We start from the raw sequence: 16,285 nt of genomic DNA, 5'->3' as shown, positions 1-16,285 counted from the left end.
TTGAGGGCCCGGATGCCCGGCCGGCCAAGGCGCAGCCCCGTCGCCTCATCGCTGAGGGAGCCGCTCCTCCTCCCCTGCCCCGTGACCGTTCTTTTGGGGGTTTCCCGGCAGTCTTTCGGCTTTCCGGGGCGGGTCGGTCGGTCAAGAGTGGAGCGAAGCGACATCGCGTAGCGACGCGACCGAAGGGAGCGCTCTTGAGGGACCGGCCCGAACCGGAAGGACGATGGGACTGACGGGAAGCCCCCAAGCCTCCCTGAGACCGCCCGAGGGGGTGCCGCTCCCCGGGCCGCCGGGCCGCCGGACCGCCCCCCCCGGCCCGCAGACAAGGAGGTGGGTGGGCAGCCGCCGCGCGGCCCCCGTCCCTCGAGGGGGAGATGGCCGGCCCCCACCGTGAGCACCCCGCGTGCGGAGAGTGACCGTGGCCGTCGGCCGCGGGTGGGGCCGCGTGGGGCCGGGAGGGTGATGCGGGGGTACTCCATCGAGCTCTTCGGGGCGGGGGTTCCGGCGTCCACCTGAGGGGCGTTGCGGGGGTGTTCGGGGGCTTTGGGGCGGGGGGTCGCCACACGGATAGGTGAACCTCGGCGGGGTGGGTTCAGGGGCCCGGCGGCGGTTGCGGAGCGTGTTCGGCGGTCGTAGAAAACCCGCATCAAGTTACCGCCTGGTACCGCCGGGCTCGGTCTGATCGGGGGAATCACCATGGACACCACCACGCGCGGCACGGTCGGCGGCGAGGGCAGTCGCAGCAGGCCCGGGGGGTCCGGCAGGAGCCGGCCCGCCGGGCGGCGGGACCAGCGGCGTCCGGCGGGGGTGCCGCGGCAGGTGCGCAGGCTGGCCCCCCACGACTGGTTCGCGGAGCGCCTGCTGGCGGTGCTGAGCGGCCAGCGGCCCGTCCACTCGCTGCTCGGCCTCACGGTGGGCGAGGCGTACGAGCAGCTGGTCACCCTCGCCCCCGCGGGGCCGCTGCGCGACCGGTTGCGCCCGGTGCTGCGCCACTGCGGCCGTTTCCACCCCGGCCCCGGGGTGATCGAGGCCTTCGCCCGCATCGCGACGGGGGACCGGGTCTCGGCGATGGCGTTCCGGCTGGAGCAGGGCCCCGACCGGCGGTGGCGGTGCGCGGCGGTGGAGGTCCGGGGCCCGAGGCCGTAGGCCCCGCCCCCGGGACCGGGTCGTATCCTGAGGGCGTTTTCCGACTACCGAAAGCAGCCGGCCATGCGCGTGTACGTCCCCCTGACCCTCCCCGGGCTCGCCGAGGCGCACGAGGCGGGGGAGTTGGGGCCCGCCCCGCTCCGTGCGTACGCCGTCACGCCCGGGCTGCGCGAGTGGTACGTGTCGGACGACATCGAGGAGCTGGAGTACGCGGCCCTCAGCCGGGCGGCCCTCGCCTCGCTGCGCATGCTGGCCGCCGACGCGGCCGCCCCCCGCCGGCGGGTCGTCGTCGCGGTCGACGTCGACGAAAAGGCCGCCACCGCCGTGCCCGGGCTGGACGAGGCCACCCTCGGGCAGGTCACCCTCGCCGCGGCCGTGCGGCTGAAGGTGGCCGCCGCCGTGCACGCCGACGCCGATGACGCCGAGGGCGACGTCGCGGCCGCCGCCGGGGCCCTCGCGGCCGCCGATGCGGGGGACGGCGACGCGCAGTTCACCGTGGACGGCGCCGAGGACCACGAGCTGCTGTGGTTCGGCGTCCAGGAGATCCCGGGGCTGCTGGGATGAACACCGGGACGAAGGCCGGTGCAGCCCACATCGTGTGGGACTGGAACGGCACTCTGCTGCACGACATCGACGCCGTCATAGCCGCGACCAACGCTTCCTTCGCCGAGTTCGGCTTCGACCCGATCACGCTGGAGCGGTACCGCGAGCTGTACGTCGTGCCGGTGCCGAAGTTCTACGAGCGGCTGATGGGCCGGCTGCCCACGGACGCCGAGTGGGCCGTGATGGACGAGGCGTTCCACCGTCACTACTGGGCCGCCGCCGAGGACGCGGGGCTCGCCGAGGGGGCGCGGGAGCTGCTGCGGGGCTGGCAGGCGGACGGGCTCACCCAGTCCCTGCTGTCCCTCGCGCCCCACGAGAAGCTCGTGCCCCTGGTCCGCGAGCACGGCATCGACGTGCACTTCCTGCGCGTCGACGGGCGCGTCGGGCCCTCGCACACGTCAAAGGCCGGGCACCTCGTACGCCATATGGCCGCACTGGAGGCAGCCGGTGTGACCGCCCTCCGTACGGTCCTGGTGGGGGACGCCGTGGACGATGCGACGGCCGCGCGGCACGTAGGGGCGCACGCCGTTCTGTACACGGGCGGATCGCACAGCCGGGCCAGCCTGCAGTCCGCCGGGGTCCCGGTCGTGGACACCCTGGCCGAGGCCGTCGCCATGGCCCGTGAGCTGGCCGGATAGGCCGGTAACGGACCGTTCCGGCCAAGGCTCTGGCCAGACTGTCCAGGTTTTACCCCCGGTTTTGTACAGATGCAGTGAATGACGACCGGGGGGTAGGGCGAGATAGCCTTGTACCCGTGATCAGCGCGATAGTCATCGGGGGCACTGACGCCCCCGACCCGCGCCCGGCGCGTCTCCGCGGCCGGGCCTTCGCTGATCCCCGCCGCCGGGACCTGTCGATCACGGTCGAATCCCTCTCCGGCGGCTCTCCCGACGCCGCGGCGTCGAAAACCGATCCGGACGGACATCCCGCCTCATCGCGGCGCTTTGTCATTCCTTCCTTCACCACCTACGTCACGCAATGGCGCGCGACAGGAGCCAGAGGACATGCAGACCAAGCTGGACGAAGCAAAGGCCGAGCTGCTCGCGCGGGCGGCACGGGTAGCTGAGAACAGCCCGGCCGGGGGGCTACTTCCGACTGGGTCCGAGCACGGTGAGCGCCCCGATCAGGGCACGACGCTCTCCTACCTCCAGCGCTACTACCTGCACACCGCCCCCGAGGACCTCGCCGACCGGGATCCGGTCGACGTGTTCGGCGCGGCGCTCTCCCACTACCGGCTCGCCGAGACCCGGCCGCAGGGCACCGCGAACGTCCGCGTCCACACCCCCACGGTCGAGGAGAACGGCTGGACCTCCAGCCACTCGGTCGTCGAGGTCGTGACGGACGACATGCCGTTCCTCGTGGACTCCGTGACGAACGAGCTGTCCCGCCAGGGCCGCGGCATCCACGTCGTGATCCACCCGCAGGTCGTCGTGCGCCGTGACGTCACCGGCAAGCTGATCGAGATCCTCGGTCCCGACTGCGACGCCCACGGTCCCAAGACCGCGCGCCCCCACGACTCCCTCGTCGAGTCCTGGATCCACGTCGAGATCGACCGCGAGACCGACAAGGCCGACCTCAAGCAGATCACCGGAGACCTGCTGCGCGTCCTGTCCGACGTCCGCGAGTCCGTCGAGGACTGGGAGAAGATGCGCGACGCCGCGCTGCGCATCGCCGACGAGCTGCCGAACGAGCCCACCGCTCCGGACCTGCGCGAGTACGAGCTCGAAGAGGCCCGTGAGCTGCTGCGCTGGCTGTCCGACGACCACTTCACCTTCCTCGGCTACCGCGAGTACAACCTCGTCGACGGCGACGCCCTCTCCGCCGTGCCCGGCACCGGCCTCGGCATCCTGCGTTCCGACCCGGTCCACCACGGCCAGGAGGACGCGCACCCCGTCTCGCCGTCCTTCAACCGGCTGCCCGCCGACGCCCGCGCCAAGGCCCGCGAGCACCGCCTGCTGGTGCTGACCAAGGCCAACAGCCGCGCCACTGTGCACCGTCCCTCGTACCTGGACTACGTGGGCGTGAAGAAGTTCGACGCCGACGGCAACGTCGTGGGCGAGCGCCGCTTCCTCGGCCTGTTCTCCTCCGCCGCGTACACCGAGTCGGTGCGCCGCGTCCCGGTGATCCGCCGCAAGGTGTCCGAGGTCCTGGAGGGCGCGGGCTTCTCGCCGTCCAGCCACGACGGCCGCGACCTGCTCCAGATCCTGGAGACCTACCCGCGCGACGAGCTGTTCCAGACCCCGGTGGACAAGCTCCGGGAGATCGCCACCTCCGTGCTGTACCTGCAGGAGCGCCGCCGGCTGCGGCTGTACCTGCGCCAGGACGAGTACGGCCGCTACTACTCGGCGCTCGTCTACCTGCCGCGCGACCGCTTCACCACCGGTGTCCGGCTGCGTCTGATGGACATCCTGAAGGAGGAGCTCGGCGGCACCAGCGTCGACTTCACCGCCTGGAACACCGAGTCCATCCTCTCCCGCATCCACTTCGTCGTCCGCGTCCCGCAGGGCACCGAGCTGCCCCTGCTGACCGACGCCGACGTCGAGCGCGTCGAGGCCCGCCTGGTCGAGGCCGCCCGCTCCTGGGCCGACGGCTTCGGCGAGGCGCTGACGGCCGAGCTGGGCGAGGAGCGCGCCGCCGAGCTGAGCCGCAAGTACGGCACCTCCTTCCCCGAGGGCTACAAGGCCGACCACTCGCCGCGTGCGGCCGTGGCCGACCTGTGCCACCTGGAGAAGCTGTCCGCCAGCGAGCGCCCCTTCGCGCTGTCGCTGTACGAGCCCGTCGGCGCGGGCCCCGGCGAGCGCCGCTTCAAGATCTACCGCACGGGTGAGCAGGTCTCCCTCTCCGCGGTCCTGCCGGTCCTCCAGCGCCTGGGCGTCGAGGTCACCGACGAGCGGCCGTACGAGCTGCGCCGCAGCGACCGGGTCAGCGCCTGGATCTACGACTTCGGTCTGCGGATGCCGCTGTCCACGGGCAACGGGGGCGCCTACCTCGGCGACGACGCGCGCGAGCGGTTCCAGGAGGCCTTCGCGGCCGTGTGGACCGGCGCCGCCGAGAACGACAACTTCAACACCCTCGTCCTGGGCGCCGGCCTCACCTGGCGTCAGGCCGTCGTGCTGCGCGCCTACGCCAAGTACATGCGCCAGGCCGGCTCCACCTTCAGCCAGGACTACATGGAGGACACCCTCCGCAACAACGTCCACACCACGCGGCTGCTGGTCTCGCTCTTCGAGGCGCGGATGTCGCCGGGCCGCCAGGCCGCCGGCACCGAGCTGATCGACGCGATGATGGAGGAGCTGGACGGGGCCCTGGACCAGGTCGCCTCGCTCGACGAGGACCGCATCCTGCGCTCCTTCCTGACGCTGATCAAGGCGACCCTGCGGACGAACTTCTTCCAGCTCGACGAGGCGGGCGAGCAGCACTCGTACGTGTCGATGAAGTTCGACCCGCAGGCCATCCCGGACCTGCCGGCCCCGCGCCCCGCGTTCGAGATCTGGGTGTACTCCCCGCGCGTCGAGGGCGTCCACCTGCGCTTCGGCAAGGTGGCCCGAGGCGGTCTGCGCTGGTCCGACCGGCGCGAGGACTTCCGTACGGAGGTGCTCGGCCTGGTCAAGGCGCAGATGGTCAAGAACACGGTGATCGTGCCGGTCGGTGCCAAGGGCGGCTTCGTCGCGAAGAACCTGCCGGACCCGTCGGTGGACCGCGACGCGTGGCTCGCCGAGGGCATCGCCTCGTACAAGATCTTCATCTCGGCGCTGCTGGACATCACCGACAACATGGTCGGCGGCGAGGTCGTGCCGCCCAAGGGCGTGGTCCGCCACGACGAGGACGACACCTACCTCGTCGTCGCCGCGGACAAGGGCACCGCGACCTTCTCCGACATCGCCAACGGCGTCGCGGAGTCGTACGGCTTCTGGCTGGGCGACGCCTTCGCGTCGGGCGGCTCGGCCGGCTACGACCACAAGGGCATGGGCATCACCGCCCGCGGCGCCTGGGAGTCCGTCAAGCGGCACTTCCGCGAGCTGGGCCACGACACCCAGACCGAGGACTTCACGGTCGTCGGCGTCGGCGACATGTCCGGCGACGTCTTCGGCAACGGCATGCTGCTCTCCGAGCACATCCGCCTGGTGGCGGCCTTCGACCACCGGCACATCTTCATCGACCCGAACCCGGACGCGGCGACCTCGTACGCGGAGCGCCGGCGCCTGTTCGAGCTGCCGCGCTCCTCGTGGGCGGACTACGACACCGGGCTGCTGTCGGCGGGCGGCGGGATCCACCCGCGCAGCGCCAAGGCCATTCCGGTCAACGCGCAGATGCGGGCCGCCCTCGGCATCGAGGCGGGCGTCACCAAGATGACCCCGGCCGAGCTGATGCAGGCGATCCTGCAGTCCCCCGTGGACCTGCTGTGGAACGGCGGCATCGGCACGTACGTCAAGGCGACCGCCGAGACGCACGCCGACGTCGGTGACAAGGCCAACGACGCGATCCGCGTCAACGGCTCCGACGTCCGCGCCAAGGTCGTCGGCGAGGGCGGCAACCTGGGCCTGACCCAGCTGGGCCGCATCGAGTTCGCCCGCACCGGCGCCGGCGGCGAGGGCGGCAAGGTCAACACCGACGCCATCGACAACAGCGCGGGCGTGGACACCTCCGACCACGAGGTGAACATCAAGATCCTGCTGAACTCGGTGGTCGCGGACGGCGACATGACCGTCAAGCAGCGCAACAAGCTGCTCGCCGAGATGACCGACGAGGTCGGCTCGCTGGTGCTGCGCAACAACTACGCGCAGAACACGGCCCTCGCGAACGGCGCCGCCCAGGCCCCGAGCCTGCTCCACGCCCAGCAGCGCTTCATGCGCCGCCTGGGCCGGGACGGGCTGCTGGACCGCCAGCTGGAGTTCCTGCCCAACGACCGGCAGATCCGCGAGCTGCTCAACACCGGCAAGGGCCTGACCCAGCCGGAGCTGGCGGTGCTCTTCGCCTACACCAAGATCACGGTGGCGGACGAGCTCATCCACACCGGGCTGCCGGACGACCCGTACCTGCGCCGCCTGCTGCACGCGTACTTCCCGGGCGCCCTGCGCGCGAAGTTCCCGGAGCAGATCGACGGGCACGCGCTGCGCCGGGAGATCATCACCACCCTGCTGGTCAACGACACCGTCAACACCGGTGGTTCGACCTTCCTGCACCGTCTGCGGGAGGAGACCGGCGCGTCCACGGAGGAGATCGTCCGGGCGCAGCTCGCGGCCCGCGAGATCTTCGGCCTGGCCGACGTGTGGGACGCGGTCGAGGCGCTGGACAACAAGGTCGCGGCCGACGTCCAGACGCGGGTGCGGCTGCACTCGCGGCGCCTGGTGGAGCGCGGTACCCGCTGGCTGCTGAACAACCGGCCGCAGCCGCTGCAGATCACCGAGACCATCGAGCTCTTCGGGGCCCGGGTGGCGGAGGTCTGGTCGGAGCTGCCGAAGCTGGTGCGCGGCGCGGACCTGGAGTGGTACCAGTCGATCATGGACGAGCTGACCGGCGAGGGCGTGCCGGAGGAGCTCGCGGCGAAGGTGGCCGGCTTCTCGTCCGCGTTCCCGACGCTGGACATCGTCGCCATCGCGGACCGGACGGGCGTGGACCCGCTGTCCGTCGCCGAGGTGTACTACGACCTGGCGGACCGCCTGGACATCACCCAGCTGATGGACCGCATCATCGAGCTGCCGCGGTCGGACCGCTGGCAGTCGATGGCCCGCGCGTCGATCCGCGAGGACCTGTTCGCGGCGCACGCGGCGCTGACGGCCGACGTGCTGGCGGTGGGCAACGGCTCTTCCACTCCCGAGGAGCGCTTCAAGGCGTGGGAGGAGAAGAACGCGGCGATCATCGGCCGGGCGCGGACGACCCTGGACGAGATCCGGGGTTCGGACGACTTCGACCTGGCGAACCTGTCGGTGGCGATGCGGACGATGCGTTCGCTGCTGCGCACGCACGCGTAGCCGCCCGCGCGACCGGTGACGGTACGGGCCGGGCCCGGGACCCCTTGGGGGTTCCGGGCCCGGCCCGTTCGTGTGTCTTGGGGTGCGGCTATTTCCTGCCCGAGGTGAAGGCCTCGTAGGCGTCGCAGACCTCCTTCGAGGGGCCGTCCATGCGCAGTACGCCCGACTCCAGCCAGATCGCCCGGTCGCAGGTCTCGCGGACCGTGCCGATGGAGTGGCTGACGAGGAAGACGGTGCCGGCCCGGGCGCGGAGTTCTTCGATGCGGGCCTGGCTGCGGCGCTGGAAGGCGGCGTCGCCGGTGGCGAGGGCCTCGTCGATCATCAGGACGTCGTGGTCCTTGGCGGCGGCGATGGAGAACCTCAGCCGGGCGCCCATGCCGGAGGAGTACGTGCGCATGGGCAGGGAGATGAAGTCGCCCTTCTCGTTGATGCCGGAGAAGTCGACGATGCCCTGGTAGCGCTCGCGGATCTGCTGTTTGGTCATGCCCATCGCCAGCCCGCCGAGGACGACGTTCCGCTCACCGGTGAGGTCGTTCATCAGGGCGGCGTTCACTCCGAGGAGGGACGGCTGGCCGTGCGAGTAGACCGCGCCCCGGGCCACCGGCTGGAGCCCGGCGATGGCCTTGAGGAGGGTGGACTTGCCCGAGCCGTTGGAGCCGATCAGGCCGATCGCCTCGCCCTTGTGGGCGGTGAAGCTGACGCCCTTGACGGCATGGACCTCGCGGACGCCGGGGGCGGGCTTGCGGGAGAAGATCCGGCTGAGCGCGGCGGTGGCGCCGCCCTTGCGGCCCCCGCCGTGCACCTTGTAGATGACGTGGACCTCGTCCGCGATGACGGTCGGGACACGCGTGTCGGTGTCAGCCACGGCCGTACTCCTCCTCTGCCTTCCAGAAGTAGACGAACCCGCCGACGCCGGCGAGCAGCGCCCAGCCGATGGCGATCGGCCACGCGTGGTGCGGGAGCGAGCCCGCCTTGAAGCTGTCGATCAGCGCGAAGCGCATCAGGTCGATGTAGACGGCCGCCGGGTTGGTCTTGAGCAGCAGCGAGACCCAGTGCGGCAGGTCGTCCGTCTTGAGCATGGTGTCGATGGACCACATCACGCCGGACGAGTACATCCAGGTGCGGAGCACGAACGGCATCAGCTGGCTGACGTCCGGGTTCTTGCTGCCGATGCGGGCCATGACCATCGCGCAGCCCGCGCAGAAGACGGCCATCAGGAAGAGCGCCGGAACGGCGATCAGCCAGGAGGGGGAGGGGGTCTGGCCGAAGGCCAGCAGCAGCACCACCAGGGCCGCCATGGTGACGAGCAGCTGCTGGAAGAGCTGCACCACGGAGGAGATGGGCAGGCTGGCGCGGGGGAAGTGCAGGGCACGGACCAGGCCGAGGTTGCCGTGGACGGCGCGGGTGCCGGCGTTGACGGAGCTGCCGATGAAGTCCCAGACGAAGACGCCGGTGATCAGGAACGGCACGTAGTCGGGGACGCCGTGGCTGGCGTGCATGACGATGCCGAAGACGAAGTAGTAGACGGCCGCGTTGAGCAGCGGGGTCATCAGGTGCCAGACCTGGCCCAGCTTGGCCGTGCTGTACGTGGCGTGCATCCGGGCGGTCGCGTACGCCGTCACGAAGTGGCGCCGGTTCCACAGCTGCGCGACGTAGCGGGGCAGGGAGGGGCGGGCGCCGCTGACGGTCAGGCCGTGGGCTGCCGCCAGCTCCGCGGGGCTGAGCCGCCCCGGCGGTGTGGTCAGGGTTGTGGTCATGGATCGCTCTCGCCGGTTTCGTCGTCGGGACGGGGCCGTATCGTCGCTACGGGCGAGGTTAGGCGTCAGGACGTCGCAACGCAACCGTCTCGTCGTGACGGGTGGGTGGCGTCGTGCCCGGCTATGCTCTGTCCATGACCAAGGAGCCTGCCGCCGCCCCGCCCGCCCGCCGCGCCCCCGCGGGCGCCGCCGTCCTGCGCGAGGACGTGACCGAGGCGATCCGCGCGGCGGTGCTGGAGGAGCTCGCCGCGGTGGGCTTCTCCCGGATGTCGATCGAGGCGATCGCGCGCCGGGCCGGGGTCGGCAAGACGGCGGTCTACCGCCGCTGGAAGTCCAAGCTGCACCTGGTGCTCGACCTGATCGGCGCCTTCGCCGCGGACGGGCTGCCGGTGCCCGCCACGGGCTCCCTGTACGGGGACGTCCGCGCGCTGCTGGAGGTCATGTCCCACGTGCTGCGCCACCCGGTGGCGTCCGCGGTCATCCCGGACCTGCTGGTGGAGGCCTCCCGCAACCCCGAGATCGCCGACGCGGTGCGCGGCGCGCTGCTCGAGGGGCAGCGGCGGATGGCCGAGGGCATCGTGGCCGAGGCCGTCAACCGGGGCGAACTCCCGCCCGGTACCGACCCCGGCCATGCCCTCGACCTGGCGATCGGCCCGCTGTACTGGCGCCAGGTCGTCGTCGGCGACGGCACGCCCGCGGCCTTCCTGGACGAGCTGGCCCGCTCGGCGGTCGCCGGCCTGCGGGCGGACCGGGGCGCCGGCCAATAGTCCTCGCCGGGCCCCGGGCGGTCAGCCCGGGGCCCGGTGGGGGTCAGTGGTTGTCGCAGTTCGGCACGTTGCCCGCGCAGTTGGTGGGCCTGTTCCTGGTGATCTCGCTCTTCTCGTTCTCCACGACGGCGGGGGCCACGTTGTTGACGCCGCCGCCGTCGTCGCCGGCCCGGTTCTGCTTGATGACCGCGTGCTTGAGCTTCAGCACCGGGGCGGGGGAGTTGAACACCGGCTCGTTGTTGATGCCGCCGCCGTCGTCGCCGGCCTGGTTCTTGAGGACCTTGGTCTTCGACAGGGTGGCCCGGCCGTAGTTGTTCAGACCGCCGCCGTCGTGGCCGGCCTTGTTGTGGCGGATCTCGCCGCCGTGGACCTCCAGGGTCCCCGTGGGGTTGTTCTGGATGCCGCCGCCGTTCCGGCCGGCCCAGTTCTCGATGATCTTCGTGTCCTTGATGACCGCGTTGCCCGGGTTGCCCTCGGAGCCGTTGTAGATCCCGCCTCCGCTGCCCGTCCTGGCCACGTTGTTCTCGATGCGGCTGTCCTTGACGTCCAGCGTCCCCACATTGATGATGCCGCCACCGTTCTGATCCGCCGAGTTGCCCGACACGGTGGTCTTGACGAGGGTGAGGGTCGATCGCTCGTTGATGATGCCGCCGCCGACCGCGTCCGAAGAGCTGGATTGCGTGACCGTGTTGGCCTGCACGTAGCTGTTCACCAGGGTGGCCCTGCCGCCGCTCAGGTTGGCGATGCCGCCGCCGGACACGTTGGCCCGGTTGCCGGCCACCGTGCTCTTCTCCACGCGCAGGGTGCCCCCCAGGTTGAGGACGCCGCCGCCGTCGCTGGGGACGTGGCCACCTGTCAGGGTGAGCCCCCGCAGCGTGAGCGTTCCTGACGCGGCCACTTGGACCAGCCGGAACAGCGTGCCCCCTTCGGACCGGATGAGCGTGGAGTCGTCCCCCTTGATGGTGACCTTGCCGGTGATGGCCGGCAGTGCGTTTCCGCTGTTCGCGAAGTCGTCGGCGAAGGGGTAGGCGCACCGTTCGGCGAGATGGATCGTGCCGCCGTCGGGATTCGCGTTCAGCTGTTGGACCGCGGCGATGAGCGCCGCGGTGTCGGCGCACCCCACCGTCACGTTCAACGGCGCGGCCTGGGCCGGTGCGGCCAGGACCGGGGTGGCCGTGGCGCACAGTCCGAGGCTCGCCACCGTGGCGGAGCAGGCGAGGAGGAGGCGCAGCTTCATGGGCTTTCCTTCCACTGTTGCCCAGGGGCCGCCTCGGCCGGACAGGCCGGGCCGCGCCTGGATGACATGTGGGTTGATACCGGTCGATCCGGGGGGAAACCCGGCGTCCGGCCGCACCGCACCACGAAGTCCACGCCTGTGGTTTTCCCCGCTAGCCCGCACGGCCGAAGTGGTCGGATGATCGGAAGGGCCCGCCTACGGCCAGAGGCCCGCCGCGAGGGGGGTCAGGTCCGGGGCCGAGGCCGCGGGGGCGGGGCGGCGGTCCTCCAGGGGGGTGATCGCCGGGACCGGGGTGGGCTGGCCCAGGAAGACGTGGCGGACCACGCGCTCGGCCGCGTGGCCGTCGTCGTACGAGCAGAAGCGCGAGCGGAACGCGGCGCGCAGCTGGGCCGAGCGGGAGCCCCGCCAGTGGCCGGTGGCGAAGATGTCCACCAACTCGTCCTCCGTGCGGGCGATCGCGCCCGGGGGACAGGAGCGCAGGTCGAAGTAGGTGCCGCGGGCGGCCTCGTACGCCTCCCAGTCGTCCGCGTGGATCACGATCGGCCGGTCCAGGGACGCGTAGTCGAACATCAGGGACGAGTAGTCCGTGACCAGCGCGTCCGAGGCGAGGCACAGCTCTTCCACCGACGGGTGGGCGGAGACGTCCAGCAGCCTCGGGTGCGGGTCCCGGGCGGACTCGGTGCCCGCGTACGTCAGGTGGGCGCGGGTGAGGATCGTGAAGCGCGGGCCCAGGTCCCGCAGGACCCGCTCGAAGTCCAGGTGCTCGGGCCGGCTGCGCCGGTAGTCGCGGTGGGTCGGGGCGTACAGGATCGCGGTGGTGCCCGGGGCGATGCCCAGGCGCTCGCGCAGGGCCAGCACCTCCTCCTGGCCGGCCCGGTGGAAGGGGTCGTTGCGGGGGTAGCCGTACTCCAGGGTGGTGTAGGAGGCGGGCACGGCCTTCTCCCACACGAGGGTGGAGTGGCGGTTGGAGGAGAGCAGGTAGTCCCACTGGTCGGCGCCCCGCAGCAGCCCCTCGAAGTCCGTGGTCGGGGTGGCCGCCGGACGGTCCTGGAGGTCGAGGCCGACCCGCTTGAGCGGCGTGCCGTGCTGCGTCTGGAGCAGGATCTGGCCGGGCCGCTTGACGAGGGCACGGTCGAAGTTGACGTTCGTCGTCAGGTACCCGGCGCGGGCCAGGGCGCTCCAGTACGCGGCCGAGCCCGGCCGCAGCAGGGTGGTCTCGGGCGGCAGGGTCGGGGCGTGGCGGGGGTCGCAGATCCACGCCGTGCGCATGCGCGGGGCCAGCTCGCGCAGCTTCGCCTCGATCGCCGCCGGGTTGCAGGCGTAGCCGCCGTGCCAGTACGCGGAGAACACCGCCAGCTCGGGCCGCAGCGGGAGCAGCCGCTGGACGCGGTAGTGCAGCCGCAGGGTGCTCTCGCGCAGCCCCCGCCACACCGCCGAGCCGGCGCGGCCCGCGGCCAGGGCGCCCGCGCGGACGGCCGAGGCCAGCCCGTAGGCGCGCCGGAGGCCCAGCCGCATCAGGGTGTGCCGGAGCCGGTCCGTGCGGGACAGCGACAGCGGCAGGGACCCGGGGCCGCCCGGGACGCGGTGGCGGCGCAGCAGGGCCGAGGCCCGCGCGAAGAACTCGGCGCGGGCGGCGCGCGGGAGGCGGCGCGGGTCCGCGTACACGGCGCAGAAGTGCTCGGCCATCCGCCGGTGCACCGCGGGGCGCCAGCGGTCCAGCTCGGGACGGGCGGCGAGGTGGCCGAAGACCCGGTCGTACTGGTCGAAGACGTCGAGGTGGCGCCGGCTGGTGGTGGTCAGGATCGAGCCCGTGCGGCGCTGGCGGTAGTGGACGCAGACCCGGTCGAGGACGGCCACGGACTCGGCGGCCAGCAGCGCCGGGTAGGTCCAGGGGGTGTCCTCGTAGAGGCCGGGCGGGAACTCCAGGCCCTCGCGCTCCACGTACTCGCGGCGGTACGCCTTGTTCCACACCACCATCAGCATGCCGAGCAGGGCCGGGCGGTCGGCGAGCCGGAAGCTGGCCGGGCCCTCCTCGGACAGCCGGTGCGCGAGCCGGTTGCGGACGGTCTCGCCGGTCCAGAAGGCGCGCGCGTAGTCGTAGACCAGGACGTCGGGGGAGCCGGTGGCCTTGAGCCGGTCGGTGATCGCCTGGAGGGCGCCGGGGGTGAGGGTGTCGTCGCCGTCGAGGAAGAGCAGGTAGTCGCCGGTGGCCCGGGCCAGACCCGCGTTGCGGGCCGGGCCCAGGCCCAGGTTGTGCGCCAGGTGCACCGCGGTGACCCGGGGGTCGCGGGCCGCGTACTCGTCGATGATCGAACCGCAGGCGTCCGGGGAGGCGTCGTCGACCGCGATCAGTTCCAGATCCGGGTACGACTGGGACAGGACCGAGTCCAGGCTCTCCTGGAGGTACGCCTGAACCTTGTACGCGGGCACGATGACGCTGAACCGGGGCACGGCACATCCAGGGGTCGGCGCGGGCATATTGCCCAGGAACCGCGGGCTCGGCGATCGGGTTACGCTGCGTGTGGCATTCGGGTTACGCAGCGTCAACACCCCATGTCGGACCCGGCCGTTCCGGTGGCCGTGGGTTACTTCACGGCGCCGGCCATCACCCCCGTGGCGAACTGCCGCTGGAAGGCGAAGAAGACCAGCAGCGGCACCACGATCGACAGGAACGCGCCGGGCGCCAGCACGTCGATGTTGTTCCCGAACTGCCGCACCTGCTGCTGGAGCGCCACCGTGACCGGCGGGTGCGCCGAGTCGGCGAAGACCAGCGCCACCAGCATGTCGTTCCACACCCACAGGAACTGGAAGATGCCGAGCGAGGCGATCGCAGGACCGCCCAGCGGCAGCACCACCCGCGCGAACAGCCGCAGTTCGCCCGCCCCGTCGAGCCGGGCCGCCTCCAGCAGCTCGCGCGGGATCTCCGCGAAGAAGTTCCGGAGCAGGAACACCGCGAAGGGCAGCCCGAAGGCGGTGTGGAACAGGACCACCCCCGCCGTGGTCTCGAACAGGCCGATGGAGCCGAAGAGTTCCGACACCGGGATCAGCGCCACCTGCACGGGGACCACCAGCAGCCCCACCACGACCAGGAACAGCCAGTCCCGGCCCGGGAACTCCAGCCAGGCGAAGGCGTATCCGGCGAACGCGCCGAGGGTGAGGACGAGAAGCGTCGCCGGGACGGCGATCGCCACCGTGTTCAGCAGCGAGCCGGTGATGGTGTCGTTCTCCAGCAGGTGCGCGTAGTTGGACGCGGTCAGCCGCGAGGGCTCGGTCAGCACCTGCCACCAGCCACCGCGGTTCAGGTCGTCCGGGGAGAGGAGGGAGGACACCAGCAGCCCGAGCGTGGGCAGCAGCCAGAACAGCCCGGCCAGGACCAGGAAGGCGCGCAGCAGCACGCTCCCCGCCAGGCGCCGCAGGACACCCGGCGGAGTCCTCGGCGGGGTGCCCGGCGGAGTGCTCGACGGAGTGCTCATCGGGAGGCCTCCTTCCGCATCCGGCGGATGTTCACCAGCATCACCGGCACCACCAGCACCAGCAGCAGCACCGCGATGGCGCTGCCGAGCCCCGGATCGGCGTCCGTCCCGAAGGACGTCCGGTACAGCTGGAGCGCGAGCACGTTCGCGTCGTCCTGCACCGCGCCCGGCGCGATCACGAACACCAGGTCGAACACCTTCATCACGTTGATGACCAGCGTCACCAGGACCACCACCAGCACCGGCGCCAGCAGCGGCACCGTGATCCGGCGGAACACCTGCCACTCCCCGGCCCCGTCCACCCGCGCCGCCTCCAGCAGCTCGCGCGGCACGGCCGCCAGCCCCGCCCCGATCAGCACCATCGCGAACCCGGCCCACATCCACACGTACGCCCCGATCACCGCCGGGGTCACCAGCACCGGGCCGAGCCACTCCACCCCCGCGTACGCCGCCCGGAAGTTCGACTCCGGCAGCCGCAGCCGCGCCCCGTCCGCCTCCGCGGGCAGCGTGAAGGTGCCGTCGGGGCCGGCCGTCGCCGAGGCCACCACCCGGCCGTCCTTCACCGCCTGCACCCGCATCCCGGACAGGCCCGACTCCGCCGCGTCGACCACGTTCGGCAGCCCGCCGCCGCCCCGGGTGAAGTCCTGCCAGACGGTGCCGGTCACCTTCCCCGGCACCGCCCCGGCCCTGCCCGCCGTACGGGTCCCCGGGGGCAGGGCCTCCGGCGCCACCCCGACCAGCGGGAGCAGCACCGGCTCGCCCGCCCGGACCGTGCCCCGCGTCACCAGGGCGCCGCCGGCGGCGGGCTCCAGCGGGGAGTCCCGGCCCGGACGGGCCCCCGGGAAGGCGGAGGACTCCGCGAAGGTGTCGTGCACCCCGACCCACACCGCGTTGGCCACGCCCCGGTGCGGGTCGTGGTCGTAGACGAGCCGGAAGATGATGCCCGCCGCCAGCATCGAGATCGCCATCGGCATGAACACCAGCAGCTTGAACGCGGTCCCCCAGCGCACCCGCTCCGTCAGCACCGCGAAGACCAGCCCCAGCGCGGTCGCCGTCGCCGGGGCGAACACCACCCACACCGCCGTGTTCCGCAGCGCCGTGCGGATCACCGGATCGCTCAGGATCTGCCGGTAGTTGCCCGCCCCGACGAAGGTGTCGCCGGAGCGGTCGAAGAGGCTGCGGTAGAGGGAGTAGCCGATGGGCTGCACCACGAGCGCGCCCAGCAGCACCAGGGCGGGCAGCAGGAACACCGCCGCGACCAGCCGCCGGCGCGTCACGTCCTTGCGTTGGGCCCGGGGCCGGGCCCCGGCCCTGGCCGTCGCCGCCACGG

The 16,285-nt window shown here is 72.0% G+C and carries 11 protein-coding genes; 5 read left to right on the top strand and 6 right to left on the bottom strand.

The genetic code is table 11. From position 1 onward, the window contains the following. The first annotated feature begins 696 nt into the window (after positions 1-696). From ACZ518_RS20700 to ACZ518_RS20685, 4 genes are all read left to right on the top strand, one after another. The gene (locus tag ACZ518_RS20700) at positions 697-1,146 is read left to right on the top strand and encodes an Rv3235 family protein (RefSeq protein ID WP_469114421.1); all 450 of its coding nucleotides are present in this window, start codon (positions 697-699) and stop codon (positions 1,144-1,146) included. Between the two features lie 63 nt (positions 1,147-1,209). After that, complete coding sequence (locus ACZ518_RS20695; protein ID WP_469114420.1) at positions 1,210-1,710, top strand: DUF6912 family protein; 501 nt, start codon at positions 1,210-1,212, stop codon at positions 1,708-1,710. After that, the gene (locus ACZ518_RS20690) at positions 1,707-2,387 is read left to right on the top strand and encodes an HAD family hydrolase (RefSeq protein WP_469114419.1); all 681 of its coding nucleotides are present in this window, start codon (positions 1,707-1,709) and stop codon (positions 2,385-2,387) included. Before ACZ518_RS20695 ends, ACZ518_RS20690 begins: the two co-directional genes overlap by 4 nt. A 366-nt stretch (positions 2,388-2,753) precedes the next feature. After that, the gene (locus tag ACZ518_RS20685; RefSeq protein ID WP_469114418.1) at positions 2,754-7,721 is read left to right on the top strand and encodes an NAD-glutamate dehydrogenase; all 4,968 of its coding nucleotides are present in this window, start codon (positions 2,754-2,756) and stop codon (positions 7,719-7,721) included. 88 nt (positions 7,722-7,809) lie between these two features. Here ACZ518_RS20685 and ACZ518_RS20680 read toward each other — a convergent pair whose 3' ends face one another. Together ACZ518_RS20680 and ACZ518_RS20675 are read right to left on the bottom strand one after the other, a co-directional pair. Next, complete coding sequence (locus ACZ518_RS20680) at positions 7,810-8,586, bottom strand: ABC transporter ATP-binding protein (protein ID WP_469114417.1); 777 nt, start codon at positions 8,584-8,586, stop codon at positions 7,810-7,812. Then, a complete protein-coding gene (locus ACZ518_RS20675) occupies positions 8,579-9,478 on the bottom strand; it encodes an ABC transporter permease (RefSeq protein WP_469114416.1) in 900 nt (299 codons plus the stop codon). The genes ACZ518_RS20680 and ACZ518_RS20675 overlap by 8 nt, the downstream gene beginning before the upstream one ends. A 134-nt stretch (positions 9,479-9,612) precedes the next feature. On the opposite strand from ACZ518_RS20675, the gene ACZ518_RS20670 reads away from it, so the two are divergent. Beyond that, positions 9,613-10,245, top strand: coding sequence for a TetR/AcrR family transcriptional regulator (locus ACZ518_RS20670; protein ID WP_469114415.1), 633 nt, complete (start codon positions 9,613-9,615; stop codon positions 10,243-10,245). A gap of 43 nt (positions 10,246-10,288) precedes the next feature. Here ACZ518_RS20670 and ACZ518_RS20665 read toward each other — a convergent pair whose 3' ends face one another. The 4 genes from ACZ518_RS20665 to ACZ518_RS20650 form a co-directional block, all read right to left on the bottom strand. Next, positions 10,289-11,482, bottom strand: coding sequence for a hypothetical protein (locus tag ACZ518_RS20665; RefSeq protein WP_469114414.1), 1,194 nt, complete (start codon positions 11,480-11,482; stop codon positions 10,289-10,291). 195 nt (positions 11,483-11,677) lie between these two features. After that, entirely contained in the window at positions 11,678-13,933 is a 2,256-nt protein-coding gene (locus tag ACZ518_RS20660; protein ID WP_469114413.1) for a bifunctional glycosyltransferase/CDP-glycerol:glycerophosphate glycerophosphotransferase, read from the bottom strand. A gap of 134 nt (positions 13,934-14,067) precedes the next feature. Then, the gene (locus tag ACZ518_RS20655) at positions 14,068-14,955 is read right to left on the bottom strand and encodes a carbohydrate ABC transporter permease (protein WP_469114412.1); all 888 of its coding nucleotides are present in this window, start codon (positions 14,953-14,955) and stop codon (positions 14,068-14,070) included. Next, positions 14,952-16,283, bottom strand: a complete 1,332-nt coding sequence (locus ACZ518_RS20650; protein ID WP_469114411.1) for a carbohydrate ABC transporter permease — start codon at positions 16,281-16,283, stop codon at positions 14,952-14,954. Before ACZ518_RS20650 ends, ACZ518_RS20655 begins: the two co-directional genes overlap by 4 nt. Positions 16,284-16,285 lie beyond the last annotated feature (2 nt).

The sequence above is a fragment of the Streptomyces sp. NPDC033966 genome, from assembly GCF_055575955.1.
This window is presented reverse-complemented; position numbering and strand designations above follow the sequence as displayed.

Coding starts and splice junctions, on each gene's coding strand:
- ACZ518_RS20700 (WP_469114421.1), top strand. CDS start 697: ATGGACACCACCACGCGCGGCACGGTCGGCGGCGAGGGCAGTCGCAGC.
- ACZ518_RS20695 (WP_469114420.1), top strand. CDS start 1,210: ATGCGCGTGTACGTCCCCCTGACCCTCCCCGGGCTCGCCGAGGCGCAC.
- ACZ518_RS20690 (WP_469114419.1), top strand. CDS start 1,707: ATGAACACCGGGACGAAGGCCGGTGCAGCCCACATCGTGTGGGACTGG.
- ACZ518_RS20685 (WP_469114418.1), top strand. CDS start 2,754: ATGCAGACCAAGCTGGACGAAGCAAAGGCCGAGCTGCTCGCGCGGGCG.
- ACZ518_RS20675 (WP_469114416.1), bottom strand. CDS start 9,478: ATGACCACAACCCTGACCACACCGCCGGGGCGGCTCAGCCCCGCGGAG.
- ACZ518_RS20670 (WP_469114415.1), top strand. CDS start 9,613: ATGACCAAGGAGCCTGCCGCCGCCCCGCCCGCCCGCCGCGCCCCCGCG.
- ACZ518_RS20665 (WP_469114414.1), bottom strand. CDS start 11,482: ATGAAGCTGCGCCTCCTCCTCGCCTGCTCCGCCACGGTGGCGAGCCTC.
- ACZ518_RS20655 (WP_469114412.1), bottom strand. CDS start 14,955: ATGAGCACTCCGTCGAGCACTCCGCCGGGCACCCCGCCGAGGACTCCG.